Origin of the sequence: Parasalinivibrio latis, from assembly GCF_036825535.1 — a bacterium.
GTDB classification, from domain to species: Bacteria; Pseudomonadota; Gammaproteobacteria; order Enterobacterales; family Vibrionaceae; genus Parasalinivibrio; species Parasalinivibrio latis.
The window spans coordinates 3,611,897-3,637,216 of sequence record NZ_CP098812.1 but is presented as its reverse complement, the minus strand read 5'-3'; the positions used below and the strand labels follow the sequence as shown (position 1 = coordinate 3,637,216).

Here is a 25,320-nt window from a genome sequence, read left to right as displayed (position 1 = left end):
CCATGGATGTGCTATCCTCCGCGTTGCCTTTCCGCCTGCCGTTTGGTTATGCCAAACGGCACGGCGTGCTGGTTGAGCGCCGCGAAAGCCAGTGGCACCTCTATTTCAAAGGTGCGCCGACACCGCTTGTCCTGAGTGAGATCCGCCGCGTTCTCGGTACAGGCTATGTGCCGGAAAAAATCGAAGAAGCGGCATTTGAAAACAAACTGACTGAGCTCTACCAGCGCGACTCTTCAGAAGCGCAGCAACTGATGCAGGATCTCGGTGCGGATGATGACTTCTTTGCCCTGGCAGAAGAGCTGCCGGAGAGCGAAGACCTGCTCGAGTCCGAAGACGATGCACCAATCATCAAGCTCATCAACGCCATGCTGGGCGAAGCCATCAAGGAAGGTGCCTCGGATATCCATATCGAAACCTTCGAAAAGTCGCTCTCTATCCGTTTCCGGGTGGATGGCGTGCTGCGTGAGGTCCTGAGCCCGAGCCGCAAACTGGCTCCGCTGCTGGTATCACGTATCAAGGTTATGGCGCGTCTCGATATTGCCGAGAAACGTGTGCCCCAGGATGGCCGGATTTCCCTGCGTATCGGCGGGCGTGCGGTAGACGTACGTGTATCCACCATGCCGTCATCCCACGGCGAGCGGGTGGTGTTGCGTCTTCTCGACAAGAACGCGACCCGGCTTGACCTACACAGCCTGGGCATGACCGGGGTCAACCGCGAAAGCTTCAACCACCTGATTGAACGTCCGCACGGTATTATCCTGGTGACCGGCCCGACCGGTTCCGGTAAGTCGACCACCCTGTATGCCGGGCTTCAGGTCCTGAACAGCGCCGAGCGCAACATCCTGACGGTCGAAGACCCGATTGAATTTGATATTGACGGTATCGGCCAGACACAGGTTAACCCGCGTGTAGACATGACGTTTGCCCGTGGACTTCGGGCCATTCTCCGCCAGGATCCGGATGTGGTGATGGTGGGGGAAATCCGTGACCTGGAAACCGCGCAAATTGCAGTCCAGGCTTCCCTGACCGGTCACCTGGTGCTTTCAACCCTGCACACCAACACCGCTGTCGGTGCCATTACCCGCTTGCGGGATATGGGTATCGAACCCTTCCTGATTTCCTCTTCCCTGCTTGGTGTCCTGGCCCAGCGTCTGGTGCGTACCTTGTGCCCGACCTGTCGCCAGCCTTACGAAGCCAATGCGGAAGAGAAGAAGATTTTCGATCTGTCACCGGATGAGCCCCTGACGCTATACCGCGCTGCCGGGTGTGAAGAGTGCCACAACAAGGGATACCGCGGCCGGACCGGCATCCACGAAATGCTGACAGTGGACGAGGACGTACGCGAGCTTATTCACAGCGAAGCCGGTGAGCAGGCGATTGAGCGCCAGATCCGTGCCCATACCCCGAGTATCCGGGATGATGGCCTCGAGAAGGTACGCCGTGGCGTTACCACGCTTGAAGAAGTGATGCGGGTGACCCGGGAGGAATAATGGCTGCATTTGAATACCGGGCACTGGATGCCAAGGGGCGCAATAAAAAAGGCGTGATGGAAGCGGACAATGCCCGCCAGGTCCGCCAGCAGCTCCGTGAGCAGGGCATGGTGCCGGTGGATGTCACCCTGACCCGAGAAAAGGAAAAACAGCAAAGCCAGCGTACCTTTAACCTGCAACGTGGTATCAGCACCGCTGATCTGGCACTGATTACCCGCCAGCTCTCTACGCTGGTTCAGGCCGGTATGCCGCTGGAAGAGTGCCTGAAAGCCGTGGCTGACCAGAGTGAGAAGCCGCGTATCCGCAACCTTGTTACCGGTGTTCGTGCCCGGGTGGTGGAAGGCTATTCCCTAGCGGACAGCTTGGGGGAATACGGCCATGTATTTGACGAACTCTTTCGCGCCATGGTGGCCGCCGGTGAGAAATCCGGCCACCTCGACACCGTGCTCAACCGCCTTGCTGACTACGTGGAAAACCGCCAGCGCCTTCGCAGCAAAATGATCCAGGCCATGGTCTACCCGACCATGCTGACCCTGATCGCGGTCGCAGTGGTGGCCTTTTTGCTGGCAACCGTGGTACCGGAAATTGTCGGGCAGTTTGTCCAGATGAACCAGAAACTGCCGACCATCACCGAAGTGCTGCTGACAATGAGTAATTTTGTCCAGGACTGGGGGCTGGTTGTCCTTCTGGTGATCGCCGGGTTGCTGATGCTGGCCAAAGGGTTGCTCAGCCGCCCGAAAAACCGCTTAGCCTGGGACAGGCAGGTACTCCGGCTGCCGTTGATTGGCCGGGTGGCACGGGGGCTGAATACCTCCCGTTTTGCCCGCACGCTGGCGATTTGTACCTCCAGTGCCATCCCGCTTCTGGAAGGGATGAAGGTCGCGGCCGATGTGATGACCAACACCTGGGTGAAACAAAAGGTGCTGGAAGCCTCTGACAACGTGCGTGAGGGTGTGAGCCTTCGCATGTCACTGGAAAAGTCCCGCCTGTTCCCGCCGATGATGCTGCACATGATTGCCAGTGGTGAGCGAAGCGGTGAACTGGAACCCATGCTGACAAGGGCAGCCGATAACCAGGACCGTGATTTCGAGTCGCTGGTTGCCGTTGCCCTTGGTATTTTTGAGCCCCTGCTGATTGTGGCGATGGCAGGAATTGTGCTTTTTATCGTGGTCGCCACGCTGATGCCTATTATTGAGCTCAACAACATGGTGAGCCGTTAAGTCCTATTGGAGGTTTTTTCGAATGCAGGCACGCAAACAACAAGGTTTTACCCTGCTTGAAGTCATGGTGGTTATCGTCATCCTTGGCGTTCTCGCCAGCTTGGTGGTACCAAACTTGCTCGGCAACAAAGAAAAGGCGGATCAGCAAAAAGCGGTCACCGATATCAGCAGCCTCGAACAGTCACTGGATATGTACAAGCTGGACAATGCTGTGTACCCAACCACTGACCAGGGATTGGAAGCCTTGGTCAGCAAACCGAGTTCTTCCCCGGAGCCACGCAACTACCGCAGTGACGGTTACATCAAGCGTCTGCCCAAAGACCCTTGGGGCAATGACTACCAGTTCCTGAACCCGGGTGAGCACGGCAACGTGGACATCTTCAGCCTGGGTGCAGACGGCCAGGAAGGCGGTGAAGGTGTAAACCAGGATATCGGCAACTGGAATATGCAGGATCTGAAGTAAGCCATGCAGGCACGGCGTGTTGCAGGTTTTACCCTGATCGAAATTCTCCTGGTGCTGGTGGTCCTCGCCCTCAGTGCCGTGGTGGTGGTCATGACCCTGCCGGAGAGCAAAAACGAACAGGCCAGGGAACAGGCAACGCGCTTTTACCATTTAGCCGGGCTGCTCTCCGAGCAGTCGCTGATGGAAGGCAAGGATCTGGGTATCCGGGTCGACAAGGACGGATACTCATTCTGGTACCTCACCCCGAAAGGGTGGGAGGAACGCGAAAGTGACCGCTATTTCCAGCAGGTTGAATTGGATGGTGGGTTGTCGCTGGAGCTCACCATGGATGCGTTCAGCTGGGAGGATGGCGGTGACCAGCTTTGGGAGCGCGATGGCCTGTTTGATGACGAGATGTTTGCCGAGCAGGAAGAAAAGCCCAAACCGCCACAGATTGTTTTGATGGGAAACGGGGAACAGACGCCGTTTCGCCTTGAGTTCCGGGAAGACAAAAAAGTGTTGTGGGTAGTCAAAGGCAACGAGCTTGGGGAATACACCCTTGCACAGCCTGATGAGGACGATGCCTGATGGGACGCCACAGCGGATTTACCCTGCTTGAGGTGCTGGTAGCGATGGCGATTTTTGCCGTTGCCGCACTCAGTGTGATGAAAGCAACCGGGCAAAATGCCAATACCCTTGGCTACCTCGAGCAGAAAACCTTTGCCGCGATGGTCGCGGACAACCAGCTCAGCCTGGTGAAGCTGAGTGGCCGGGTGCCGACCGGCCCGCAAAAAGGCAAATCGGAGATGGCAGGCCAGACCTGGTACTGGACCATCACGCCGGTGGCAACCGCCACCAACCAACTGCGCGCTGTGGATGTCAGCGTGGCAGCCGATGAAAAACGAAAGAATAATTTGGTCACGGTGAGAACCTATGTACCTGCGGGGTAGAGGAAATACGCGTACCCCGGGCGGTTGTGAAAAAAACCGGGGCTTTACCCTGATAGAAGTGCTGGTGGCGATTGCGGTGTTTGCCACCCTGAGCCTCAGTGCTTACCAGGTGTTGAACAATGTCCTGCGCAGTGATGCCCAGACCCGGGATGTCGGGAACCGGCTCCAGAAACTGCAGCGGGCGCTGGTGATTATGGACAGCGATTTTCGCCAGATTGTCGGCAGACCGTTTCGTGAAAACGGTGAAGAGCCGGGTAATAAGCTCATCAAGATGGGCAAATTCCTGCTCGACTCCGATGACGATGCGATGATGTTTGTCCGTGCGGGTTGGCGTAACCCCGAGAACCGTTTCCCCCGGGGTGAAGTGGTCCGGGTGGCCTACCGGCTCAAAGATGAAAAGCTTGAACGCCTGCGCTGGATTTACCCGGATGCACCGGCAGGTGCTGAACCTGCCGAGATGACGGTACTGGACGGGGTGAGCGAGTTTACCCTTCAGGTTTATGCGGACGGTAACTGGCGTGATGAATGGGATCAGGCGGATGCCATGCCCCCGGCGGTAAAGCTTCGGATGGATCTGAAAGGATACGGCGAGATCGAAAGGATCTACCTGCTGCCGGACTATGTGCGAAAGGGGGACGGCAGTGAGAGCTGATGAGCGATCCCGCCAGCGAGGAGTCGCCCTGCTGGTCGTGCTGTTGATTGTGGCCATGATGACCACAGTGGCAGTGGCGATGTCTGACCGGCTGTTTGTCAATTTCCAGCGGGCTGAACGCCAGCTGCGCTACCAACAGGCATTTTGGTACAGCCAGGGTGTGGAAGCATTGGCAGAGGTGGGGCTCAAAGAGAGCTTCAAGGACAATGACAAAGTCACCCTCAACCAACCATGGGCGGTGAAAGACCAGACTTATCCGCTGGATTTGGGTACGGCTACCGGCTCGGTGTATGACAGGCAGGCGTGCTACAACGTCAATGCCCTGAACAATGTCGGCACACCGGAAAACGGCCAGTTGCCGTACGAAGTGGCGGTACTGCAGCGACTGTTCGAAAACCTGGAACTTGACGGTTACCAGGCAGAAACGGCCGCAGCATCGGTCTGGGAGTTTGTCGACGGTGATAACTCGGTCCAGACGGCGCTCGGGGTGGAAGACAGCCATTATGAGGGCCAGGCAGTACCTTATGTCACGGCAAATGGCCCGCTTGCTGACAATACCGAGCTTCGGGCGATAAATGGCATCAGTGCCAAAATTTATAATGAGGTGGCGCCCATGCTCTGTGCGGTGCCATCTGACAAACTGAACGTGAACATCAATACCCTGACTGAGGAAGAGGCGCCGCTTTTGGCTGCACTGACGTCAATCAGTACCGATCAGGCCAAAGAGCTTATCGAGGGCCGGCCTTATGAAGGCTGGGATGATGTTGACAGTTTCCTGGCTGAGCCGGCGCTGGCGTCGCTGGAAGAAAAAGCCCGGGAGCAGATAAAACCACACCTGGATGTCACCAGCCATTTTTTCGAGCTGGATGCCCTGATAGAGGTGGATAAAACAACATTACGGCTGCGCACCCTGTTGGCGCGTGGCGAAGGCGGCAATATAGAAACGGTTCGCCGCCGATTTGGAGGAATGCGTGAGCGAGATTCTGACGATACGTCTGAACAGTGATGCGTTGGCACCCATCCCGTGGTTGGTATGGTCTGCTGCGCAGCAGGAGGTGATTGCCTCCGGCACCCTGTCCGGTGAGGCGGCATTGCCGGAGCTCGGCGACTACCTGTCCGGGCGCGACCTCAATGTGCTGGTGGCGGGCAATGCCCTCACCCTGACCGAGGTGGTCATCCCCAAAGGCAGTGACCGGCAGTTACAGACTGTTCTCCCGTACCTGCTCGAAGAAGAACTGGCTCAGGATGTGGATCTTCTCCATGTCGCGCTCTTGGGGCGTGACGGCGAAAAAGGCCATGTGGCGGTGATTGAGCACCGGCTGATGGCTCGTTGGCTCGATACTCTGGCGGAGCTTGGTGTCCAGCCCAAAAAAATGTTGCCGGACGTGCTGGCGCTGCCCCTTGTGGATGAGAGCCTCACCGCTGCTGAGCTCAATGGAGAGTGGCTCGTCCGTGACGGGAAATTTGGCGGCACAGTCGCTGATGCTGCGATGCTTCCAGTATGGCTGGATGCACGGGATGCGTGGATGGCGCCCGATTTGAAGGTGACCAGTTACAGCCCGGTTCCAGCCAATATACCCGGAGAGTGGGATGCGGCAGAGCCGGAAATGGTGATGGCGCTGCTGGCTGAGGGTGCTGCGCAAAGCCGGGTGAGCTTGCTGAGCGGGCCATACCGCCAGCAGTCTGCGGTTATCAAATCGCTCAAAGTCTGGCGGTTGCCTGTGGCTGTTGCTCTGGTTCTGTTGGCTGTGATGGGCGTGGAGAACTGGAAAAAAGTGTCTGAAATGGAAGCTCAGGCTGCTGCGCTGCGCCAGCAAAGCGAGCAAGTGTTCCGTCAGGTGCTTCCGCAGTTTCGCAAGATCCCAACCACCAGTTATCTCAAAAACCAGATGAACAATGAGCTCAAGCGCCTCGGCGGTGTGTCGTCAGATGACGGAGTGTTGGTGTGGCTTTCCCAGCTTCAGCCCATTCTGGCTCAGGTGCCGGGTATGACCATGGAGTCCCTGCGTTTTGAGCGTGAACGCCAGGAACTCAAGTTTGAGGCGTCGGGCAAGGATTTCAGCGAATTTGAAACCCTTCGAGGCAAACTGAGTGAACACTTTAATACTGAGCTTGGCCAGCTCAACCGTTCGGAAGAGAAAATTACCGGCATATTTCTACTGAAGAGGGCCTCGTAATATGAAGCAGTGGTGGTCTTCAATTTCAGCCAGGGAGCGTAACCTGGTCTTGGTATGCGGCGCATTTCTCCTGGTGGCGGTTGCCTACTGGGGTGTGATTGAACCGATGAACAACCGGGCCACTCAGGCCCAATCCCGTCTGGCTGCGGCCAAGTCACTGGATGTCTGGGTGAAAAACAAAGCCAACGACATTATGGCGCTCCGTGGTACAACCGGAGCCGGCGCCCCGGCGCAAAACCTGTCACTGAACCAGGTCATTACCGCAACAGTACGTCCTTACAATATCCAGATTGAACGTATCCAGCCCCGTAACGAACAGGTGCAGGTGGCAATAAGCCCGGTACCGTTCAACCAGCTTATGGCATGGATAGACAACCTGGCGGTGCGCTACGGTGTGACGGTAGATGTCCTTGAGCTGAGTCGCGGGGATCAAAATGGCATGGTGACCGTGAACCGGTTGCTGTTAAGCAAGGTGTAAGGGGCCTCGATGAGTGTAAAACGTATTATTCTGGCCTCGTTGCTGTTCCTGCTGGTGTTTGTTATCAGCGTGGTTGCCCACTTTCCGGCGTCTGTTGCTTACCGTCTCCTTCCGCCTCTTCAGGGCGTGCAGCTTTCCGGTATCAGTGGCACGGTATGGGACGGTCAGGTTGCGTCGGTTTCTGTCAGCAACAACCAGGTTGGCAAGCTTTCTCTGGGACAGGTCAACTGGCAGGTGGATTTTACCCGCCTGTTTAAAGGAGCGGGTGCGCTGGATATTCGCTTTGGTCAGGGCAGCAGTATTGGCCTGTCCGGGCGTGGAACGGTTGGGTATGGGCTCGATGGCCTTTTTGCCGAGCGTCTGATGGTGTCCCTGCCGGCTGATAAAGTCGGTCCTTATATCCCTTCCATGGTTCCGCTCAGTCTCAAAGGCAAAGTGGACCTGACCGTTCGTGAATTCCAGGCCGGGCAACCGCTTTGCCGGGTGCTCGACGGCAATCTGGTGTGGAACGACAGCGAAGTGATCGTCCCGGTAGGAGAGGTGGCATTAGGGCAGGTGTTCGGTAAACTGGGTTGCACTGGCGGTGAAATTACCGTTGCCGCTGACCAGAAATCCGATGCCCTGGAGAGTGAAGCGAACGTCAAAGTTACCAACCCCAGGGAGGTGTCTGCCAATGGCTGGATTAAGCCAGGGCCGGCATTGCCGTCATCTGTATCACAACAACTGCAATGGCTTGGACAGCCGGATGCTGAGGGGCGTTACGCCATTCATTTTCCACCTGCAGCCGGATAAGGGAGAAAAGCTCTATGGCGTATAACAAAACCAAACCCGAAATCCTGGATTGCCGGGTTGTTGCCAAGTCCCGTCTGTTTCAAATTGAGGCGCTGGACCTTAGGTTCAGCAATGGTGCAGAGCGCACCTATGAAAGGATGAAGCCTTCGGGCCGGAATGCAGTGATGATTGTGCCGGTAACCGAAAGTGGTGATTTTCTGCTGGTACGCGAATATGCGGCCGGAACAGACAGTTATGAGCTAGGCTTTCCTAAAGGACTGATCGATCCCGGGGAAGAGCCGGCACAGGCGGCTGACCGGGAATTGAAAGAAGAAATCGGCTTTGGTGCCAACAAACTTACACCGCTCAAAGAAGTGGTGCTGGCACCGGGGTACTTTTCCAGCCGGATGACACTGTTCCTGGCGGAAGGCCTCTATCCGGAAAAACTGGAAGGGGATGAACCTGAACCACTGGATGTGGTTCGTTGGCCGGTTGCTCAGGGAGAAGAGCTGATTTCACATCTCGACTTTTGTGAGGCGAGAAGTATTACAGCGTTATTGTTGGCGTTGAAACAGCTAAACCGCTGAGGAATTTTGACCGATGTCGTACGCCCAATTGTTGCCCTCTGTGATTGAGATAGCCCGTGCGTCGGGCCAATTGATCCTGGAATATTACCAACACGGACAGTTTGAACAGCTTACCAAGAAAGACCAGACGCCGGTAACCAGTGCCGATCTGGCCGCCCATAAGCTGATTATGGACCGTCTGATGACCCTGACCCCGGATATTCCAGTGCTGTCAGAAGAAGATGCCGGTGTCCCGCTTTCCGAACGCCGCCTGTGGGATCGGTACTGGCTGGTGGACCCCCTTGACGGCACCCAGGAATTTATCGCCGGAAGTGGGGACTTTGCCACGGTGATTGCATTGGTGGAGAACAACCATCCGGTTATGGGGGTAGTGTATGGCCCTGTATCCGGTGTGGTTTACTACGCCTGCAAAGGGAAAGGGGCCTGGAAGTCGACACCGGAGAGCGACCCGATGCGTATCTCTGCCATGAGTCATGAAGAGGATACCCTGTCCCTGTCAGTTGCGATCAGCCGCCGCCAGAACATTGAGGCTATCACCGGCTGTCTGGATCCGCGTCGGAATTACAACCTTGTTCCGTTGGGTTCTGCATCACTGAAATCATGCCTGGTGGCAGAAGGGGCCGTGGATTGTTACCTGCGCCTTGGCCCGACCGGGGAGTGGGACACTGCAGCTACCCAATGCATCGTGGAAGAGGCCGGCGGCCGTATCCTTGACACTGAGCTGGCCCCATTGACTTACAATGAACGCGATACACTGGAAAACCCAAACTTTATTGTGCTGGGAGATGAATCCCTGCCGTGGAGCCGTATTATCCGGGTGTGACAATACGTCCTGTGACAAAGACAAAGCCAGCGTTGAAGCTGGCTTTGTTGTATCAGGGGTATTGTTTTCAGAACAGGCGGTTGAGGCCGTTCAGTGCCGCTACCCGGTAGGCTTCCGCCATGGTTGGGTAGTTGAAGGTGGTGTTGACGAAATAGTCGATAGTATTGCCTTCACCTTTTTGCTCAAAGATAGCCTGGCCGATGTGGATGATTTCCGAAGCCCGCTCGCCGAAGCAGTGTATGCCTAAAATCTCCTTGGTATCCCGGTGGAAAAGGATTTTCAGGCTGCCGACTTCCGAGCCACCAATCTGGGCACGGGCAAGGTGTTTGAACTGGGAGCGCCCGACTTCGTAGGGTACCTTGGCGGCAGTCAGTTCCTGTTCGGTTTTGCCAACAGAACTGATTTCCGGAATGGTATAAATGCCGGTTGGGATATGGTCAATAAGCTGGCCTTCCACTTTCCCGGTTGCCAGGGCGTTGGCCATCAGGCGACCCTGATCGTAGGCGGCACTGGCAAGGCTTGGGTAGCCAATGACATCACCGACAGCATAAACATGTTCCACCTCGGTCTGGTAGCCGTCGTTAACCTTAAGCTGCCCGCGGGAGTCTGCCTGCAACCCGACTGCCTTTAGGTTCAGGGAGTCTGTGTTACCTGTCCGGCCATTGGCGTAAAGCAGGCAGTCGGCTTTCATCTTCTTGCCGGATTCAAGGTGAAGGACAACACCGTCATCTGTGCCTTCAATGCGCTCGAAGGTTTCGTCGTTGCGGATAAGGACGCCGCTGTTCCAGAAGTGATAGGAGAGGGCATCGGAGATCTCGTTGTCGAGGAAAGACAGCAGGCGATCCCGGGTATTTATCAAATCAACCTTGGTATTGAGGCCGCGGAAGATAGAGGCGTATTCACTGCCTATGACACCTGCACCGTAAATAATGACGTGGCGCGGGTCATGCTTCAGGGACAGGATGGAGTCACTGTCATAAATCCGTGGGTGGCTGAAATCGACATCTTTTGGGTGGTAAGGGCGCGAACCGGTGGCAATCACAAAGTAACGGGCGGTAAACCTGTCTTTGGTACCGTCGGCACGAAGAACTTCCAACGTGTGGTTGTCAGCAAAGCTGGCCGTGCCTGTGATGATAGATACATTGTTGCGATCGTAGAACCCTTGTCTGAGGCGGGTTTGCTTCCCGATAACAGACTGGGCGTGGTTAAGGATCTGTGAGAAGGTACTGTGGAGACTTTGTCGGTCGCCGGAGTATATCGGGCTCTGGTTATACTCAATGATACGGCTGACAGCATGACGCAAGGCTTTAGACGGGATTGTCCCCCAGTGGGTACAACCACCGCCGACGGTGGATTCCTTTTCAACTACGGCAACACTGAGTCCGGCTTTGGTCAGGCCCATGGCTGCCCCTTCGCCGCCGGGCCCGCTTCCGATTACAATGACATCGTAATCCGGGTTGGCAGGTGCTTTATTGTTGTTTTGGGGCATGTTTTTCTTGGTCATAATCATTAGGCCCTTGTATCACGTTCGCAACATTATTATCGCGCTATATTAACGTTTTCGCGTAATGTCGGGAATCAGGGCTGTTGTGAACGCCGTCTCTGATCACGTTGTTTAAGGAAATACACCCACCGGGCTGAGCTTATCCCAGCTTTTCAGTATGATATTCACCGATAATAATTTTTTGGTTGGCAGTAGATGGCTTCGAAAGAAAACAACACGATGGGCGTTCGGGCTCAGCAGAAAGAAAAGACCCGCAGGGCACTGATTGATGCAGCATTTCGTCAGCTCAGTGCAGAGCGCAGCTTTTCGAACCTCAGCCTGCGCGAAGTGGCAAGGGAGGCAGGCATAGCGCCAACCTCTTTCTACCGTCACTTCAAGGATATGGATGAGCTTGGCCTGACCATGGTGGATGAAGGTGGCCTGTTGTTGCGCCAATTGATGCGCCAGGCCCGCCAGCGGATTGCGACCGAAGGCAGTGTGGTGCGCACCTCTGTGGAAACCTTCATGGAGTTTATCGAAAGCAGCCCGAACGTTTTCCGGCTTTTGCTGCGTGAGCGTTCCGGTACATCTGCCGCATTCCGTGCCGCCGTTGCCCGGGAAATTCAGCATTTTGTGGCAGAGCTGACGGACTATTTTGAAGCCCGTGCTAACCTGACTGGTGAAGAAGCCTATAATCAGGCGGAGGCCTGCGTGACCCTGGTTTTCAGTGCCGGTGCTGACGCGCTTGATATGGACAGCCGCTCTAGGGCGGAACTTGCTGAACGAATTATTATCCAACTACGTATGCTTGCGAAGGGTGCCTACTGGTACCACAAGGAGCGCGAACGTAAAGCCCTCAAGGAAACATACTAACCCTGTTCAGGTGGACACATGGAACAATATAAGTCAGAACGTAAATTCCTGGTGCTCTCAGTGATTGCCGGCGTCTGTGCCAGCGCGTCACTTGCCTCGCTGTTTGTTGGCGGTGTGCCGTTTTCTCTCTTTCCGATCCTCGCTTTTGTGCTGGCGGTCTACTGCTTCTACCAGCAGCACGTTTCCCAGCCAATGACGGAAGGAACCCCAATGATCACTTTCGCTTGCTTCCTGGTGGGAGCATTCGGATATTCAGCCTTTATCCGTGTGCAGTTGCCAGAGCTTGGCGGGAATTTTATTTCTATCATCATTACCATGGCCCTGTTGGTCTGGGTCGCCCGTAAGATGAGCCAGCGCAAGCCGAAAGTGCCATCTTCGGATGAAGCTGAAGTCTGATTGTTGCAGGCAATGAAAAGGGTCACGTTGCAGTGACCCTTTTTTGTTCCTTTTGTCCCGGCCTTAAATGTGTTTACTTGCGTTCCAGCAGCACACCGGCTTCTGTGTGGTGGGTGAACGGGAACTGGTCAAACAGCGCAAACCGGCTGACACGGTGAGTTTCAGACAGAATTTCCATATTCTCTTTCAGCGTCTCCGGGTTGCAGGAGATGTAGAGAATACGGTCGTAACCCTGCACCATGCGGCAGGTACCTTCGTCCATACCTGCCCGTGGTGGATCGACAAAAATCGTGTTGCAGTTGTAGCTCTTCAGGTCGATACCACTATCAGCCAGGCGGCGGAACTCCCGCACACCTTCCATCGCTTCGGTAAATTCTTCCGCAGACATACGGATAATCTGCACATTATCGATCTGGTTGGCGGCAATGTTGTACTGGGCCGAATCCACTGACGGTTTGGCTACTTCTGTTGCCAGTACGCGGTCAAAGTTACGTGCCAGCGCAAGAGAAAAGTTGCCGTTGCCGCAATAAAGTTCCAGCAGGTCGCCTTCGCTTTCACGGGTACAATCGATAGCCCATTCCAGCATCTTCTGTGCGACAGTGGCGTTTGGTTGGGTGAAGCTGTTCTCTACCTGCTGGTAAACCAGGGTTGAGTTGTCGACAGACAGCTTTTCCACCACAAACTCACGGTCGATCACAATCTTCTGCTTACGGGCGCGGCCAATCAGGTCCAGGTTGAAACCTTCGTCATTCAGGCGTTGCTTGAGGGCACGCGCTTCCTTTTCCCACTCTTCGTCCAACTGGCGGTGGTACAGCAGTGATACCAGCACTTCGCCACTCAGGGTGGAGAGGAAATCTACCTGGAAAAGTTTGTGGCGCAGCGCCTTGATAGGTTTAATCGCATCAGTCAGCAGGGGCATCAGATCGTTGATCAGGCGGCTTGCTGCCGGGAACTGGTCAACGCGGTACTTCTGCTTGGTCTTTTGGTCAAACATGATGTAGTAGAGGTCATCACCTTCATGCCAGACTCGGAATTCAGCACGCATACGGTAATGCTGCTCAGGAGATGTGAAGACTTCCAGTTCCGGGGCTTGGTATTGTGCAAACAGCGCGCTTAAGCGCTGGCTTTTTTCATCCAGCTGCGACTGGTAAGTAACTGCTGACATCTCGCCTGTCATAATGATGACCTCGTATTTCAAGTAAGAGCGCAGATTTTATTCATCTGTCCCGGTATGTCCAGCTTAGCCCGGAAATCGATTCTCATCATAAAGGTTAACCTTTAGTTACTGGACTTCCCTTTAAAGCCTCTCTAGTATTCCCTCCGCACTGGGCGTGACCATGACGAGTCACAGGGAATGCGGTGGAAATCCGCAACTGACGCGCAGCGGTGAGAAAGAACGAACGCAATCAGGCTGATAAGCCAGACACTGGGGAATGGGCGCCTATCCATTTTTCCGGGAAGTCTTTGCAAGTAGGCGGGATTACCCATGCTTTCGAGTCCGAATACCGGCCCGTGCTCCCGGCATTACGTGTCTGCCGGGACATTTTTACGCGAATAAAGGATGTACAGCATGAAAAAAGCCCTTCTTTCAGTGGCCGTGGCGTCACTGCTTGCCCCTGCCTATGTGTCTGCAGAAGATACAATGGTGGTGATTGGTCGCAGCGTTAATAACGACAGTATTCTTGATATTCCGGCAAATATCAGTGTGATTTCGGCGGATGATATTGAAACCAGTGGCGCTACAAGCTTAGAAAACCTACTTCGCGGCAAAGCGGGTATTCAAATCTCTGATACAAACAGCGGCCCGGTTTTCTCGCTGCGCGGCTTTTCTGGCTCCAATGCGGCGCATAATACGTTGATATTGGTTGATGGTCGCCGGCTTAACAAATTCGACCTTTCCGCCCCTCAAATTAGCTCCATTCCCCTGAATCAAATTGAGCGTGTTGAAATCCTGTCCGGCAGTGCAGGTGTGCTTTATGGTGATCAGGCTGTAGGTGGTGTGATCAATATTGTCACTAAAGTGCCTACGTCAGAAGGCGGCAGTGTCCGGGTTGAGGGTGGAAGCTTTGATACCCGTGGAGCCAGCGCCAATGTGGCTGGGCCGATTAATGAATATTGGCGTTATTACTTCTCCGGCAGCCAGCGCAACAGTGACAATTACCGAAAGCATAATGAAAGCCAGGCGGGCAGTATTTTAGGTCGTATCCAGTTTGATAATGACGTTCGCCACTTTTTTGCTGAGGCAAGTTACTACGACTACTATCGCCAGTATGCCGGGTCATTGACTGAAGAGGAGTTTAAAAAAGATCCTCGCCAGATGAACAACTCTTATCCCGATGATGACCATCATGAAATTACCCGTGCGGCGCGTATTGGGTTCAGACAGGAAGTCCTGCCCCAGTGGGATCTCAGCATCAACCTTGTTCACGATAATACAACGGGCTCTGGTACGGGCTGGGGTAGCCCAAACAACAAGACGACAAAGAGTTGGTTCGGCTCTCTCCAGATGGAAGGAGGGTTTAATGCTGAGAATGGTAAGGCCAATGTGATCTTGGGAATAGATGCCTCGAATACCAAATTCGATTATTTCAGCTCATCCATTGATCGTGACACAGACCAGAATACGTTCAGTGTTTTTGGTTTGCTTGACTATCCAGTGTTACCTGGATTGACTCTAAGTGCGGGAGCTCGATACGCGAAAGCTGATGATTCCCTGCGTGACAAAAAAACCTATCCACAGGGGCAATCACTGGATGCTTCAGCCAAGGCGGTTGAGGTGGGGGCAAACTATGTCATTAATGACAGCCAACGGGTTTATCTCCGCTATGACCAGAGCTTCCGTTTTGCCAAGGTCGATGAACAGGCATTTACACCTTCCGACGTTGTTGGGTTGAAACCTCAAAAAGGGCAGTCCATCGAAGCTGGGTGGGATATTGATTTTGCCTCACAAAGTGTGCGCTTCAATGTTTACCGCTTGGATCTGGAAGATGAAATTGTTTATGACTCCAATGCAAACCCACCTCCTGGAGCTTCTTTCCCTGGTGCGAATGTGAATGCGGATAAATCCCGTCGCTACGGCGGTAGCGTTAACTGGGACTGGTATGTCACTGATGAAGTAACCATTGGTGCTGAATATAACCGTATTGATGGTGAATTTACTGGTGGTGACAACAAAGGCAAGCAACTATCGTGGGTATCAGAAAATACCGGCCTTGGTTATGTCTCCTATGCGTGGTCGCCAGAATGGACTCTATATATAGAAGGTAACTACACCGGCTCGCGTTATCCGGATGGGGACAACAGTAACTCCAAAGCGAAGCTGAAAGGTTACTGGCTCGGAAATATTGCCCTCAATTACACCCGCGGTAATTGGCAGGCTAACGTCCGGGTGGATAATGCCTTTGATGAGAAATATGCCTCCAGTGTAAACAACTGGGGTGCTTACTACTCGGGCACTGGCCGTAGCTTCTCTGTTACGGGAAGTTATAACTTCTGATAGATAGAAAATCCCCCGTCATCACGGGGGATTTTGTTTTCAATTATGATTAAAAAAACCATTATCAGTTGGTCTTCCGGCAAAGACTCTGCGTTGACCTTGCTCCGTCTCCAAGAGAACCCGGATTATGACGTTGTTGGGCTGTATACCACCTATGTCGGAGATGGCGTGCCATTCCAGAATACGCCTTTAAATGTAGTAAAGGCCCAGGCTGACAGACTCGGTTTGCCGTTGATTGTTATTCCATTGCCGGAAGTGTTTCCACCAAATGACATTTACCAGTCGCTGGTGGTTGAAGGTATCAGGCAATCCGGCGTTGATATCGATGCGGTTGCGTTTGGGGATATGTTCTGTAACGGCATTGCTGATTACCGCAGAAGCTATATAGAGCCAGCAGGCTGGGAACCGGTATTCCCGCTGTTGGGTACCCGACCGGCATCACTTGCCAGCGAAATTATCAACCGCGGTATTCAAACCCGGGTATGCACCATTGATACCACGCAGTTGGACGGACGTTTCTGTGGGGAAATGTACAATGCCGACTTCCTGAGCTCGTTGCCGGGCGGAGTGGATCTTTGTGGTGAGGATGGTGAATTCCATACATTGGTACTGGATATGCCAGGATTTGCTTCGCCGCTGTCTATTGAAGACTGTGGGATAAACCGTGATGGAAGATTCCATTTTCTGGAATATCGGTTGTCCGATTCCGATTTCACCAACAGCGCAGTATGATAGCTACTTTGTGTTTGGATTTTGTGGGTAGGCGTGGGTAAGACAGTTCTCATCTTCGATTCCGGTGTCGGCGGGCTTTCTATATATAGAGAGATTCGGGCTTCGTTTTCCGGATTGGAATATATCTACGCTTTCGACAATGGCGCTTTTCCGTATGGCGAGTTGCCGCAGGAAACCCTAATCAGCAGGACTTGCGGTATTGTTGGGGAACTGTGCCGTAAGCACCATGTGGATCTGGTCGTTATTGCCTGCAACACTGCCAGCACCATTGTCCTCCCCTCTCTTCGTAATCAGTTGACTGTTCCTGTTGTTGGAGTAGTGCCAGCCATTAAACCGGCTGCTGCTTACAGCAAGAAAAAATCCATTGGTCTACTGGCCACGCCGGCAACAGTTTCCCGCAGTTATACTCAGCAGCTCATTGATGCCTTTGCATGGGATTGCGACGTCATTAAGGTGGGTTCTACTCGGCTGGTTCAAATTGGAGAAGAGAAGCTGCGCGGTAAAAAGGTCAACCACGAAGAGATTGGGCAGATACTTTCGCCTTTTGTCGGTAAGGTTGATGCGTTGGTACTGGGTTGCACTCACTTCCCTCTCTTACGTAAAGAGCTTAGCCGGGTGATGGGCGAGGGGGTTGCGTTGGTTGACTCAGGTGAAGCGATTGCTCGCCGTGTCGGTTCGCTTCTTGATATAGATGTTAATAAAAACCCGGACTCAGGTAAGAGACCGGGCTTGGTATTTTGTACTGCCCCTGTTTATGAAGAGCAGGCTCTAAACGTGAGTCTGGCTGAACTTCATCTCAGCAAGGTTAAGCTTCTGACCCATTTTTAGGTTCGTTGGCTTCTTTTACCTTTAGAGTACGTCCGCCATATTGGCTGTTGTCCAATTGAGTAACTGCCTGGGGAGCATCTCCCTCAGCCATCACGACAAAACCAAATCCTTTTCTCTTTCCAGTGCGTCTGTCTTTCATAAGGCGAACAGAAAAGACATGCCCATGCTCAGAAAAGAGCTTCTTTACGTCTTCTTCATTCGCTCTGTATGGAAGATTCCCCACATAAAGAGTCTTACTTGAATCGTCAGTCATGGTTGAAGGTGTATGACGAACTTTTGTCTCAGAGGTGTTATCAGAGGCGGCAAGCAAAACGACAAGACACGCAACCGCTCCAAGCGCAAACGCCATGGAGGGTGACTGAATGATAGCGGTAGCTTCCAGAATGCCATATCCCAAGGCGGCAGTGAGAAGCCCGAATACTGTTAAACGGCTTTGAACTTTCATATTTTCAAGACATCGCTGTTATACAAATTTACTGGTAAATACCAGCCCAATATTCCCTTTGTCTCAATGATGTTACTTTTATTGTTTATGGATTGCCAGAGTGTAAACAAAAGTAATGAAATCAGAGTTAAAAATCGTGATTGGTGCAAAAAGTAACCATTCAGATCAATTATGGCAGAAAAGGGGTTGCTAACCAGATCGAAGTCCCTATAATGCCGCCTCACCGACACGGCGGACAGGCAACGACTTCGCAGTGACGGGAAGGCTCCGGGAGCTTTCAAAAACAAATTGAAAACAACTGCTTGACAGGGTTTTGGATTTGTTTAGAATGGCCGCCCGCTTCAACGCAAAACCTTCGGGTCAGCGGTTGAGGGAAGTCAAAAAGAGACTTTGAAAATACTTCAGATTTTCTTCTTGACTTTGGGTTGGAGGCGAGTAAGATACGCAGCCTCGACATTCGGCGGCAACGCTGACAAGTCAACGCTCTTTAACAATTTGACCATGCAATCTGTGTGGGCACTCGTTGAAACAGAATAAAGAATTTATTCAATGAATCGAGTGACCAAACGAGATTCCTGAAAAGGAATATCGGCACAGTCAATTCTATCTATGAAAATAGATAAACAGTATTCATTGAGCCAAACCTTCGGGTTTGAAAAAACTTTAATTGAAGAGTTTGATCATGGCTCAGATTGAACGCTGGCGGCAGGCCTAACACATGCAAGTCGAGCGGCAGCGACAACAACAATCCTTCGGGAGCGTTGTTGGGCGGCGAGCGGCGGACGGGTGAGTAATGCTTGGGGATCTGCCTCTGGGCGGGGGATAACTACTGGAAACGGTAGCTAATACCGCATAATGTCTACGGACCAAAGCGGGGGACCTTCGGGCCTCGCACCCAGAGATGAGCCCAAGTGGGATTAGCTAGTTGGTGGGGTAATGGCTCACCAAGGCGACGATCCCTAGCTGGTCTGAGAGGATGATCAGCCACACTGGAACTGAGACACGGTCCAGACTCCTACGGGAGGCAGCAGTGGGGAATATTGCACAATGGGGGAAACCCTGATGCAGCCATGCCGCGTGTGTGAAGAAGGCCTTCGGGTTGTAAAGCACTTTCAGCAGTGAGGAAGGTGGTGTAGTTAATAGCTGCACCATTTGACGTTAGCTGCAGAAGAAGCACCGGCTAACTCCGTGCCAGCAGCCGCGGTAATACGGAGGGTGCGAGCGTTAATCGGAATTACTGGGCGTAAAGCGCATGCAGGCGGTCTGTTAAGTCAGATGTGAAAGCCCCGGGCTTAACCTGGGAGTTGCATTTGAGACTGGCAGGCTAGAGTCTTGTAGAGGGGGGTAGAATTCCAGGTGTAGCGGTGAAATGCGTAGAGATCTGGAGGAATACCGGTGGCGAAGGCGGCCCCCTGGACAAAGACTGACGCTCAGATGCGAAAGCGTGGGGAGCAAACAGGATTAGATACCCTGGTAGTCCACGCCGTAAACGATGTCTACTTGGAGGTTGTGCCTATAAGGTGTGGCTTTCGGAGCTAACGTGTTAAGTAGACCGCCTGGGGAGTACGGCCGCAAGGTTAAAACTCAAATGAATTGACGGGGGCCCGCACAAGCGGTGGAGCATGTGGTTTAATTCGATGCAACGCGAAGAACCTTACCTACTCTTGACATCCAGAGAAGCTTGAAGAGATTCGAGTGTGCCTTCGGGAGCTCTGAGACAGGTGCTGCATGGCTGTCGTCAGCTCGTGTTGTGAAATGTTGGGTTAAGTCCCGCAACGAGCGCAACCCTTATCCTTGTTTGCCAGCGAGTCATGTCGGGAACTCCAGGGAGACTGCCGGTGATAAACCGGAGGAAGGTGGGGACGACGTCAAGTCATCATGGCCCTTACGAGTAGGGCTACACACGTGCTACAATGGCATATACAGAGGGCAGCGAGACCGCGAGGTGGAGCGAATCCCAGAAAGTATGTCGTAGTCCGGATTGGAGTCTGCAACTCGACTCCATGAAGTCGGAATCGCTAGTAATCGTGGATCAGAATGCCACGGTGAATACGTTCCCGGGCCTTGTACACACCGCCCGTCACACCATGGGAGTGGGTTGCACCAGAAGTAGATAGCTTAACCTTCGGGAGGGCGTTTACCACGGTGTGATTCATGACTGGGGTGAAGTCGTAACAAGGTAGCCCTAGGGGAACCTGGGGCTGGATCACCTCCTTACCTAAACTGCTTCATGAGTGTCCACACAGATTGCCTGGTCGAAAAGTAAAGAGAGCATCATTGCTTAGATGGGTCTGTAGCTCAGGTGGTTAGAGCGCACCCCTGATAAGGGTGAGGTCGGTGGTTCAAGTCCACTCAGACCCACCACTTCGTTGAAGTGGTATCTAAGGCAACACGATGGGGTTATAGCTCAGCTGGGAGAGCGCCTGCCTTGCACGCAGGAGGTCTGCGGTTCGATCCCGCATAGCTCCACCACTCTTTAAGCGCATTTGCAAAAGTGTCCTTAGAAAGTGGTTCCTTGTCTCCTGTAGACACCGAAACACATGCTCTTTAACAATCTGGAAAGCTGACTAGTAATTCAATCGAAAGATTGGATTGTTTGCGAAAGCAAACAAGTTCTCAAAGCAAACACATTCAAGTGTTTTGGTAGTGCTTTAAGCACAACTCAATTTGAGTACGGCGAAAACCAAATCTTGGTCCGCGTATGACTCGAAACTCCTTCGGGTTGTATGGTTAAGTGACTAAGCGTACACGGTGGATGCCTTGGCAGTCAGAGGCGATGAAGGACGTATTAACTTGCGATAAGCCCAGATAAGGCAGTAAAAGCCACTTGAGTCTGGGATGTCCGAATGGGGAAACCCACTGGCATAAGCCAGTATCGCTGCGTGAATACATAGCGCAGCGAGGCGAACCGGGAGAACTGAAACATCTAAGTACCCCGAGGAAAAGAAATCAACTGAGATTCCGGCAGTAGCGGCGAGCGAACCCGGATTAGCCCTTAAGCGTTTTAAGTGTTAGTGGAAGCCTCTGGAAAGTGGCGCGATACAGGGTGACAGCCCCGTACACGACAATGCTTTTAGCGTGAAAACGAGTAGGACGGGACACGTGTTATCTTGTCTGAAGATGGGGGGACCATCCTCCAAGGCTAAATACTCCTGACTGACCGATAGTGAACCAGTACCGTGAGGGAAAGGCGAAAAGAACCCCTGTGAGGGGAGTGAAATAGAACCTGAAACCGTGTACGTACAAGCAGTGGGAGCCCACTTGTTGGGTGACTGCGTACCTTTTGTATAATGGGTCAGCGACTTAATTTCAGTAGCAAGGTTAACCGCATAGGGGAGCCGTAGGGAAACCGAGTCTTAACTGGGCGTGCAGTTGCTGGAATTAGACCCGAAACCGAGTGATCTAGCCATGGGCAGGTTGAAGATTGAGTAACATCAATTGGAGGACCGAACCGACTAATGTTGAAAAATTAGCGGATGACTTGTGGCTAGGGGTGAAAGGCCAATCAAACTCGGAGATAGCTGGTTCTCCCCGAAAGCTATTTAGGTAGCGCCTCGGACGAATACTACTGGGGGTAGAGCACTGTTAAGGCTAGGGGGTCATCCCGACTTACCAACCCTTTGCAAACTCCGAATACCAGTAAGTACTATCCGGGAGACACACGGCGGGTGCTAACGTCCGTCGTGGAGAGGGAAACAACCCAGACCGCCAGCTAAGGTCCCAAAGTTATCGCTAAGTGGGAAACGATGTGGGAAGGCCCAGACAGCCAGGATGTTGGCTTAGAAGCAGCCATCATTTAAAGAAAGCGTAATAGCTCACTGGTCGAGTCGGCCTGCGCGGAAGATGTAACGGGGCTAAGCGATACACCGAAGCTGCGGCAATGCGATTAATCGTATTGGGTAGGGGAGCGTTCTGTAAGCGGCTGAAGGTGCACTGTAAGGTGTGCTGGACGTATCAGAAGTGCGAATGCTGACATGAGTAACGACAAAGGGGGTGAAAAACCTCCTCGCCGGAAGACCAAGGGTTCCTGTCCAACGTTAATCGGGGCAGGGTGAGTCGGCCCCTAAGGCGAGGCCGAAAGGCGTAGTCGATGGGAAACGGGTTAATATTCCCGTACTGCTGATAACTGCGATGGGGGGACGGAGAAGGCTAGGTGGGCCGGGCGACGGTTGTCCCGGTTCAAGGGTGTAGGCTGAGAAATTAGGTAAATCCGGTTTCTCTTAAGGCTGAGACCTGATGTCGAGCCACTACGGTGGTGAAGTCATTGATGCCATGCTTCCAGGAAAAGCCTCTAAGCTTCAGGTTATCAGTAACCGTACCCCAAACCGACACAGGTGGTCGGGTAGAGAATACCAAGGCGCTTGAGAGAACTCGGGTGAAGGAACTAGGCAAAATGGTACCGTAACTTCGGGAGAAGGTACGCTGCCCTTGGTGAAGTCCCTTGCGGATGGAGCTGAAGGCAGTCGCAGATACCAGGTGGCTGCAACTGTTTATTAAAAACATAGCACTGTGCAAATTCGAAAGAAGACGTATACGGTGTGACGCCTGCCCGGTGCCGGAAGGTTAATTGATGGGGTTAGTCTTCGGATGAAGCTCTTGATCGAAGCCCCGGTAAACGGCGGCCGTAACTATAACGGTCCTAAGGTAGCGAAATTCCTTGTCGGGTAAGTTCCGACCTGCACGAATGGCGTAATGATGGCCACGCTGTCTCCACCCGAGACTCAGTGAAATTGAAATCGCAGTGAAGATGCTGTGTACCCGCGGCTAGACGGAAAGACCCCGTGAACCTTTACTACAGCTTGGCACTGAACATTGAGCCTACATGTGTAGGATAGGTGGGAGGCTTTGAAGCGGTGACGCCAGTTGCCGTGGAGCCATCCTTGAAATACCACCCTTGTATGTTTGATGTTCTAACTTGGCCCCGTTATCCGGGGTGAGGACAGTGCCTGGTGGGTAGTTTGACTGGGGCGGTCTCCTCCCAAAGAGTAACGGAGGAGCACGAAGGTGGGCTAATCACGGTCGGACATCGTGAGGTTAGTGCAATGGCATAAGCCCGCTTGACTGCGAGAATGACGGTTCGAGCAGGTGCGAAAGCAGGTCATAGTGATCCGGTGGTTCTGAATGGAAGGGCCATCGCTCAACGGATAAAAGGTACTCCGGGGATAACAGGCTGATACCGCCCAAGAGTTCATATCGACGGCGGTGTTTGGCACCTCGATGTCGGCTCATCACATCCTGGGGCTGAAGTCGGTCCCAAGGGTATGGCTGTTCGCCATTTAAAGTGGTACGCGAGCTGGGTTTAGAACGTCGTGAGACAGTTCGGTCCCTATCTGCCGTGGGCGTTGGAGAATTGAGAGGGGCTGCTCCTAGTACGAGAGGACCGGAGTGGACGAACCTCTGGTGTTCGGGTTGTCACGCCAGTGGCATTGCCCGGTAGCTAAGTTCGGAATCGATAACCGCTGAAAGCATCTAAGCGGGAAGCGAGCCTCAAGATGAGTTCTCCCTGACACTTTAAGTGTCCTAAAGGGTTGTCGGAGACTACGACGTAGATAGGCAGGGTGTGTAAGCGCTGTGAGGCGTTGAGCTAACCTGTACTAATTGCCCGTGAGGCTTAACCATACAACACCCAAGGGGTTTTGTGCGTACTCAAGAGAATCAAACATCTTGAATGTGTAAGAGAACACGCTAGAAGACATCAGCTTTCAAGATTGTACCGAATTTGTCTGGCGACCATAGCATTGTGGCTCCACCTGAACCCATGCCGAACTCAGAAGTGAAACGCAATAGCGCCGATGGTAGTGTGGGGTCTCCCCATGTGAGAGTAGGACATCGCCAGGCTTTAAATTGGTTTTCATCTTTAAGAGAAGATGAAGGCAACACTGGATAAAGCAAGCTAACCATAAGACTTTATTCGGTAAACAGTATCGCTGCGGAGCGGTAGTTCAGTTGGTTAGAATACCGGCCTGTCACGCCGGGGGTCGCGGGTTCGAGTCCCGTCCGCTCCGCCACTTCTTAAGAAGCCTCGTCAGAAATGACGGGGCTTTTTTTGTTGTATCAAATGCCTGTGAACGGGACTCGTGAGCCTTCGGCTTGAGTCCCGCTTGAACGCAAGCCCGGCCGTCCGCCACTTCTTAAGAAGCCTCGTCAGAAATGACGGGGCTTTTTTCGTTGTATCAAATGCCTGTGTATGGGACTCGTGAGGCTTCGGCTAGAGTCCCGCTTGACGCAAGCCTAGCCGTCCGCCACTTCTTGAGAAACCCTGTTGGAAACAGCAGGTTCTTTTGCTGCCTGCGAAAAAGAAACACCATTAAGGCCTAAAAGGCTTAATGCTTCTCCTCCCTGTCTAGATTTCCCCTAGATTGTGCTGACTGTTATCAAAGACAACTTTCCTATCACAGGCGTAGACTGTGCCGAATGCAATTGTTCTGGGAAAAATACTGATGCAAAAAATTCTGATTGTTGCCCATGCGGCACCTTATGGTACGGAAAAGCTGTTTAATACACTTCGAATAGCACTTTCGTTGAAAGATCAGGAACATGAGGAAGTTGGGCTTAAGCTGTTTCTGATGTCTGATGCGGTATTTGGGGCAGTCAAAGGGCAGGTGACCCCAGATCTCACTTATAACCTGCAGCAAATGTTAGAAATTCTCTCTGCTCAGGGTGTACCCGTGGCGCTTTGTAAGACGTGCTGTGAAGCAAGAGGGATTAACGATGGAATGCTTTGCGATGGAAGCCGAATTGGCACGCTGGCTGAACTAGCTGACTGGACGCTTGGTGCAGATAAGGTTATCCATATTTGATTGAAGATAAGAGAAAACCGCACAAATGGCGGTTTTCTTATAGCAGGTTAAGCCGGGAATTCACTGATAGAGTCAATGACGTGAATACCGGCATCTCGCATATCCTGGCAGGCTTGTGCCGTGGTATCAGGCGCGATACCACGGCAGGCGGAGAGATTTACCCACACATCGAACCCACCGGCTTGGCGTAGCTGCAGGGCCGTGGTTTTCACACAGTAGTCAGTAGCAAGTCCGCCAACCAGTACTCGGCTTACTCCTTTCACTTTCAGCCATTCAATCAAACCGGTACTGAGTTTTCCGGCAAAGTCATGGAAACAGGCGCCATAAGGGTGCATATCAGGTTCGATGCCTTTCCAGATAACGTGATCATATTCAGTTATCTCCGGCAGGCCTGGAATAGTTTCAAAGCCTTCTGTACCCGGTACGGCATGGCTGACCCAGGTCTGGTCTGCATTGTCGTAATCCAGCGGCTTCAGCATATCGCTGTGGTTATCAACCACCCAAACGGCATTAGCCGGGTGGGCATCTTTGGTCAATATTCTAAACGCTGCCAGCTTCGCCTGATTGTTCAGTGCTTCTGCAATCTGATCCCCTTCGGTAACTGGCAGTTCATTTGGGCACAGTGGGCTGAAGGTTTTCTGTGGATCGACGTCAATACTTGCCAACATGGATAGCGT

The 25,320-nt window shown here is 53.0% G+C and carries 22 protein-coding genes, 3 tRNA genes, 3 rRNA genes and 1 riboswitch; of the genes, 24 read left to right on the top strand and 4 right to left on the bottom strand.

Annotated elements, in window-relative coordinates:
- The first annotated feature begins 2 nt into the window (after positions 1-2).
- The 12 genes from gspE to cysQ are packed head-to-tail and all read left to right on the top strand — an operon-like array spanning position 3 to position 9,590.
- The gene (gene gspE / locus NF212_RS16525; protein WP_434357489.1) at positions 3-1,490 is read left to right on the top strand and encodes a type II secretion system ATPase GspE; all 1,488 of its coding nucleotides are present in this window, start codon (positions 3-5) and stop codon (positions 1,488-1,490) included.
- Positions 1,490-2,710: a type II secretion system inner membrane protein GspF gene (gspF, locus tag NF212_RS16520; RefSeq protein WP_434357487.1), complete on the top strand. Its 1,221-nt coding sequence runs from the start codon at positions 1,490-1,492 to the stop codon at positions 2,708-2,710. The genes gspE and gspF overlap by 1 nt, the downstream gene beginning before the upstream one ends.
- A 22-nt stretch (positions 2,711-2,732) precedes the next feature.
- The gene (gene gspG, locus NF212_RS16515) at positions 2,733-3,173 is read left to right on the top strand and encodes a type II secretion system major pseudopilin GspG (RefSeq protein WP_054676172.1); all 441 of its coding nucleotides are present in this window, start codon (positions 2,733-2,735) and stop codon (positions 3,171-3,173) included.
- Positions 3,174-3,176: 3 nt separating this feature from the next.
- The gene (gspH, locus tag NF212_RS16510) at positions 3,177-3,740 is read left to right on the top strand and encodes a type II secretion system minor pseudopilin GspH (protein ID WP_434357485.1); all 564 of its coding nucleotides are present in this window, start codon (positions 3,177-3,179) and stop codon (positions 3,738-3,740) included.
- Positions 3,740-4,102 carry a type II secretion system minor pseudopilin GspI gene (gene gspI / locus NF212_RS16505; RefSeq protein ID WP_054676178.1) on the top strand — a complete coding sequence of 121 codons (363 nt, stop codon included), beginning with the start codon at positions 3,740-3,742 and terminating at the stop codon, positions 4,100-4,102. Before gspH ends, gspI begins: the two co-directional genes overlap by 1 nt.
- On the top strand, positions 4,086-4,754 hold the full coding sequence (gspJ, locus tag NF212_RS16500) for a type II secretion system minor pseudopilin GspJ (RefSeq protein ID WP_434357482.1): 669 nt from the start codon (positions 4,086-4,088) through the stop codon (positions 4,752-4,754). Before gspI ends, gspJ begins: the two co-directional genes overlap by 17 nt.
- A complete protein-coding gene (gene gspK, locus NF212_RS16495; protein WP_434357480.1) occupies positions 4,744-5,760 on the top strand; it encodes a type II secretion system minor pseudopilin GspK in 1,017 nt (338 codons plus the stop codon). The genes gspJ and gspK overlap by 11 nt, the downstream gene beginning before the upstream one ends.
- Complete coding sequence (gspL, locus tag NF212_RS16490) at positions 5,726-6,931, top strand: type II secretion system protein GspL (RefSeq protein ID WP_434357478.1); 1,206 nt, start codon at positions 5,726-5,728, stop codon at positions 6,929-6,931. Before gspK ends, gspL begins: the two co-directional genes overlap by 35 nt.
- 1 nt (position 6,932) lies before the next feature.
- Entirely contained in the window at positions 6,933-7,409 is a 477-nt protein-coding gene (locus tag NF212_RS16485; RefSeq protein WP_054676188.1) for a type II secretion system protein M, read from the top strand.
- A 9-nt stretch (positions 7,410-7,418) separates the two neighbouring features.
- Positions 7,419-8,201 carry a type II secretion system protein N gene (locus tag NF212_RS16480; RefSeq protein WP_434357476.1) on the top strand — a complete coding sequence of 261 codons (783 nt, stop codon included), beginning with the start codon at positions 7,419-7,421 and terminating at the stop codon, positions 8,199-8,201.
- Between the two features lie 14 nt (positions 8,202-8,215).
- A complete protein-coding gene (nudE, locus tag NF212_RS16475) occupies positions 8,216-8,767 on the top strand; it encodes an ADP compounds hydrolase NudE (protein ID WP_434357474.1) in 552 nt (183 codons plus the stop codon).
- Between the two features lie 13 nt (positions 8,768-8,780).
- Positions 8,781-9,590: a 3'(2'),5'-bisphosphate nucleotidase CysQ gene (gene cysQ, locus NF212_RS16470; RefSeq protein ID WP_434357472.1), complete on the top strand. Its 810-nt coding sequence runs from the start codon at positions 8,781-8,783 to the stop codon at positions 9,588-9,590.
- 67 nt (positions 9,591-9,657) lie between these two features.
- On the opposite strand, the gene sthA is transcribed toward cysQ, so the two are convergent.
- Positions 9,658-11,079 carry a Si-specific NAD(P)(+) transhydrogenase gene (gene sthA / locus NF212_RS16465; protein WP_434360906.1) on the bottom strand — a complete coding sequence of 474 codons (1,422 nt, stop codon included), beginning with the start codon at positions 11,077-11,079 and terminating at the stop codon, positions 9,658-9,660.
- A 234-nt stretch (positions 11,080-11,313) separates the two neighbouring features.
- Between sthA and fabR the strand changes: the two genes are divergently transcribed.
- Together fabR and NF212_RS16455 are read left to right on the top strand one after the other, a co-directional pair.
- Positions 11,314-11,946: an HTH-type transcriptional repressor FabR gene (fabR, locus tag NF212_RS16460; protein WP_054676213.1), complete on the top strand. Its 633-nt coding sequence runs from the start codon at positions 11,314-11,316 to the stop codon at positions 11,944-11,946.
- 18 nt (positions 11,947-11,964) lie between these two features.
- Positions 11,965-12,342, top strand: a complete 378-nt coding sequence (locus NF212_RS16455) for a YijD family membrane protein (protein ID WP_434357470.1) — start codon at positions 11,965-11,967, stop codon at positions 12,340-12,342.
- Positions 12,343-12,415: 73 nt separating this feature from the next.
- Here the strand turns inward: NF212_RS16455 and trmA are convergent, their stop codons facing one another.
- Complete coding sequence (trmA, locus tag NF212_RS16450; RefSeq protein WP_434357468.1) at positions 12,416-13,519, bottom strand: tRNA (uridine(54)-C5)-methyltransferase TrmA; 1,104 nt, start codon at positions 13,517-13,519, stop codon at positions 12,416-12,418.
- Between the two features lie 132 nt (positions 13,520-13,651).
- A riboswitch (cobalamin riboswitch) is annotated at positions 13,652-13,870 on the top strand.
- A 42-nt stretch (positions 13,871-13,912) separates the two neighbouring features.
- Between trmA and NF212_RS16445 the strand changes: the two genes are divergently transcribed.
- Genes NF212_RS16445 through murI form a run of 3 tightly spaced genes read left to right on the top strand, consistent with a single transcriptional unit; the run spans position 13,913 to position 17,398 of the window.
- A complete protein-coding gene (locus tag NF212_RS16445; protein WP_434357466.1) occupies positions 13,913-15,838 on the top strand; it encodes a TonB-dependent receptor in 1,926 nt (641 codons plus the stop codon).
- A gap of 45 nt (positions 15,839-15,883) precedes the next feature.
- Positions 15,884-16,570, top strand: coding sequence for an ATPase (locus NF212_RS16440; RefSeq protein WP_434357464.1), 687 nt, complete (start codon positions 15,884-15,886; stop codon positions 16,568-16,570).
- Positions 16,571-16,603: 33 nt separating this feature from the next.
- On the top strand, positions 16,604-17,398 hold the full coding sequence (murI, locus tag NF212_RS16435) for a glutamate racemase (RefSeq protein ID WP_434357462.1): 795 nt from the start codon (positions 16,604-16,606) through the stop codon (positions 17,396-17,398).
- Here murI and NF212_RS16430 read toward each other — a convergent pair.
- Entirely contained in the window at positions 17,376-17,843 is a 468-nt protein-coding gene (locus NF212_RS16430; protein WP_054676206.1) for an RNA recognition motif domain-containing protein, read from the bottom strand. The genes murI and NF212_RS16430 overlap by 23 nt on opposite strands.
- A 664-nt stretch (positions 17,844-18,507) precedes the next feature.
- Between NF212_RS16430 and NF212_RS16425 the strand changes: the two genes are divergently transcribed.
- The 7 genes from NF212_RS16425 to NF212_RS16395 all read left to right on the top strand — a co-directional run bounded on the left by NF212_RS16425 (position 18,508) and on the right by NF212_RS16395 (position 24,643).
- Positions 18,508-20,060, top strand: a 16S ribosomal RNA gene (locus NF212_RS16425).
- A gap of 70 nt (positions 20,061-20,130) precedes the next feature.
- Positions 20,131-20,207: transfer RNA gene (locus NF212_RS16420), tRNA-Ile, on the top strand.
- Between the two features lie 32 nt (positions 20,208-20,239).
- A tRNA-Ala gene (locus NF212_RS16415) sits at positions 20,240-20,315 on the top strand.
- Between the two features lie 256 nt (positions 20,316-20,571).
- Positions 20,572-23,462, top strand: a 23S ribosomal RNA gene (locus NF212_RS16410).
- A gap of 103 nt (positions 23,463-23,565) precedes the next feature.
- Positions 23,566-23,681: ribosomal RNA gene (rrf, locus tag NF212_RS16405) — 5S ribosomal RNA — on the top strand.
- Together the 16S, 23S and 5S rRNA genes with 3 tRNA genes alongside form the textbook arrangement of a ribosomal RNA operon.
- 93 nt (positions 23,682-23,774) lie before the next feature.
- Positions 23,775-23,851 (top strand) — tRNA-Asp (locus NF212_RS16400).
- 432 nt (positions 23,852-24,283) lie between these two features.
- The gene (locus NF212_RS16395) at positions 24,284-24,643 is read left to right on the top strand and encodes a DsrE/DsrF/TusD sulfur relay family protein (protein ID WP_434357459.1); all 360 of its coding nucleotides are present in this window, start codon (positions 24,284-24,286) and stop codon (positions 24,641-24,643) included.
- A gap of 47 nt (positions 24,644-24,690) precedes the next feature.
- On the opposite strand, the gene NF212_RS16390 is transcribed toward NF212_RS16395, so the two are convergent.
- The gene (locus NF212_RS16390; RefSeq protein WP_434357457.1) at positions 24,691-25,311 is read right to left on the bottom strand and encodes a nicotinamidase; all 621 of its coding nucleotides are present in this window, start codon (positions 25,309-25,311) and stop codon (positions 24,691-24,693) included.
- Positions 25,312-25,320 lie beyond the last annotated feature (9 nt).

What these genes read in the sequence shown, in the direction of transcription:
- gspE (WP_434357489.1), top strand. Translation starts at nt 3, where the DNA reads ATGGATGTGCTATCCTCCGCGTTGCCTTTCCGCCTGCCGTTTGGTTAT.
- gspF (WP_434357487.1), top strand. Translation starts at nt 1,490, where the DNA reads ATGGCTGCATTTGAATACCGGGCACTGGATGCCAAGGGGCGCAATAAA.
- gspG (WP_054676172.1), top strand. Translation starts at nt 2,733, where the DNA reads ATGCAGGCACGCAAACAACAAGGTTTTACCCTGCTTGAAGTCATGGTG.
- gspH (WP_434357485.1), top strand. Translation starts at nt 3,177, where the DNA reads ATGCAGGCACGGCGTGTTGCAGGTTTTACCCTGATCGAAATTCTCCTG.
- gspI (WP_054676178.1), top strand. Translation starts at nt 3,740, where the DNA reads ATGGGACGCCACAGCGGATTTACCCTGCTTGAGGTGCTGGTAGCGATG.
- gspJ (WP_434357482.1), top strand. Translation starts at nt 4,086, where the DNA reads ATGTACCTGCGGGGTAGAGGAAATACGCGTACCCCGGGCGGTTGTGAA.
- NF212_RS16485 (WP_054676188.1), top strand. Translation starts at nt 6,933, where the DNA reads ATGAAGCAGTGGTGGTCTTCAATTTCAGCCAGGGAGCGTAACCTGGTC.
- NF212_RS16480 (WP_434357476.1), top strand. Translation starts at nt 7,419, where the DNA reads ATGAGTGTAAAACGTATTATTCTGGCCTCGTTGCTGTTCCTGCTGGTG.
- nudE (WP_434357474.1), top strand. Translation starts at nt 8,216, where the DNA reads ATGGCGTATAACAAAACCAAACCCGAAATCCTGGATTGCCGGGTTGTT.
- cysQ (WP_434357472.1), top strand. Translation starts at nt 8,781, where the DNA reads ATGTCGTACGCCCAATTGTTGCCCTCTGTGATTGAGATAGCCCGTGCG.
- sthA (WP_434360906.1), bottom strand. Translation starts at nt 11,079, where the DNA reads ATGCCCCAAAACAACAATAAAGCACCTGCCAACCCGGATTACGATGTC.
- fabR (WP_054676213.1), top strand. Translation starts at nt 11,314, where the DNA reads ATGGGCGTTCGGGCTCAGCAGAAAGAAAAGACCCGCAGGGCACTGATT.
- NF212_RS16455 (WP_434357470.1), top strand. Translation starts at nt 11,965, where the DNA reads ATGGAACAATATAAGTCAGAACGTAAATTCCTGGTGCTCTCAGTGATT.
- trmA (WP_434357468.1), bottom strand. Translation starts at nt 13,519, where the DNA reads ATGACAGGCGAGATGTCAGCAGTTACTTACCAGTCGCAGCTGGATGAA.
- NF212_RS16445 (WP_434357466.1), top strand. Translation starts at nt 13,913, where the DNA reads ATGAAAAAAGCCCTTCTTTCAGTGGCCGTGGCGTCACTGCTTGCCCCT.
- NF212_RS16440 (WP_434357464.1), top strand. Translation starts at nt 15,884, where the DNA reads ATGATTAAAAAAACCATTATCAGTTGGTCTTCCGGCAAAGACTCTGCG.
- NF212_RS16430 (WP_054676206.1), bottom strand. Translation starts at nt 17,843, where the DNA reads ATGAAAGTTCAAAGCCGTTTAACAGTATTCGGGCTTCTCACTGCCGCC.
- NF212_RS16395 (WP_434357459.1), top strand. Translation starts at nt 24,284, where the DNA reads ATGCAAAAAATTCTGATTGTTGCCCATGCGGCACCTTATGGTACGGAA.
- NF212_RS16390 (WP_434357457.1), bottom strand. Translation starts at nt 25,311, where the DNA reads ATGTTGGCAAGTATTGACGTCGATCCACAGAAAACCTTCAGCCCACTG.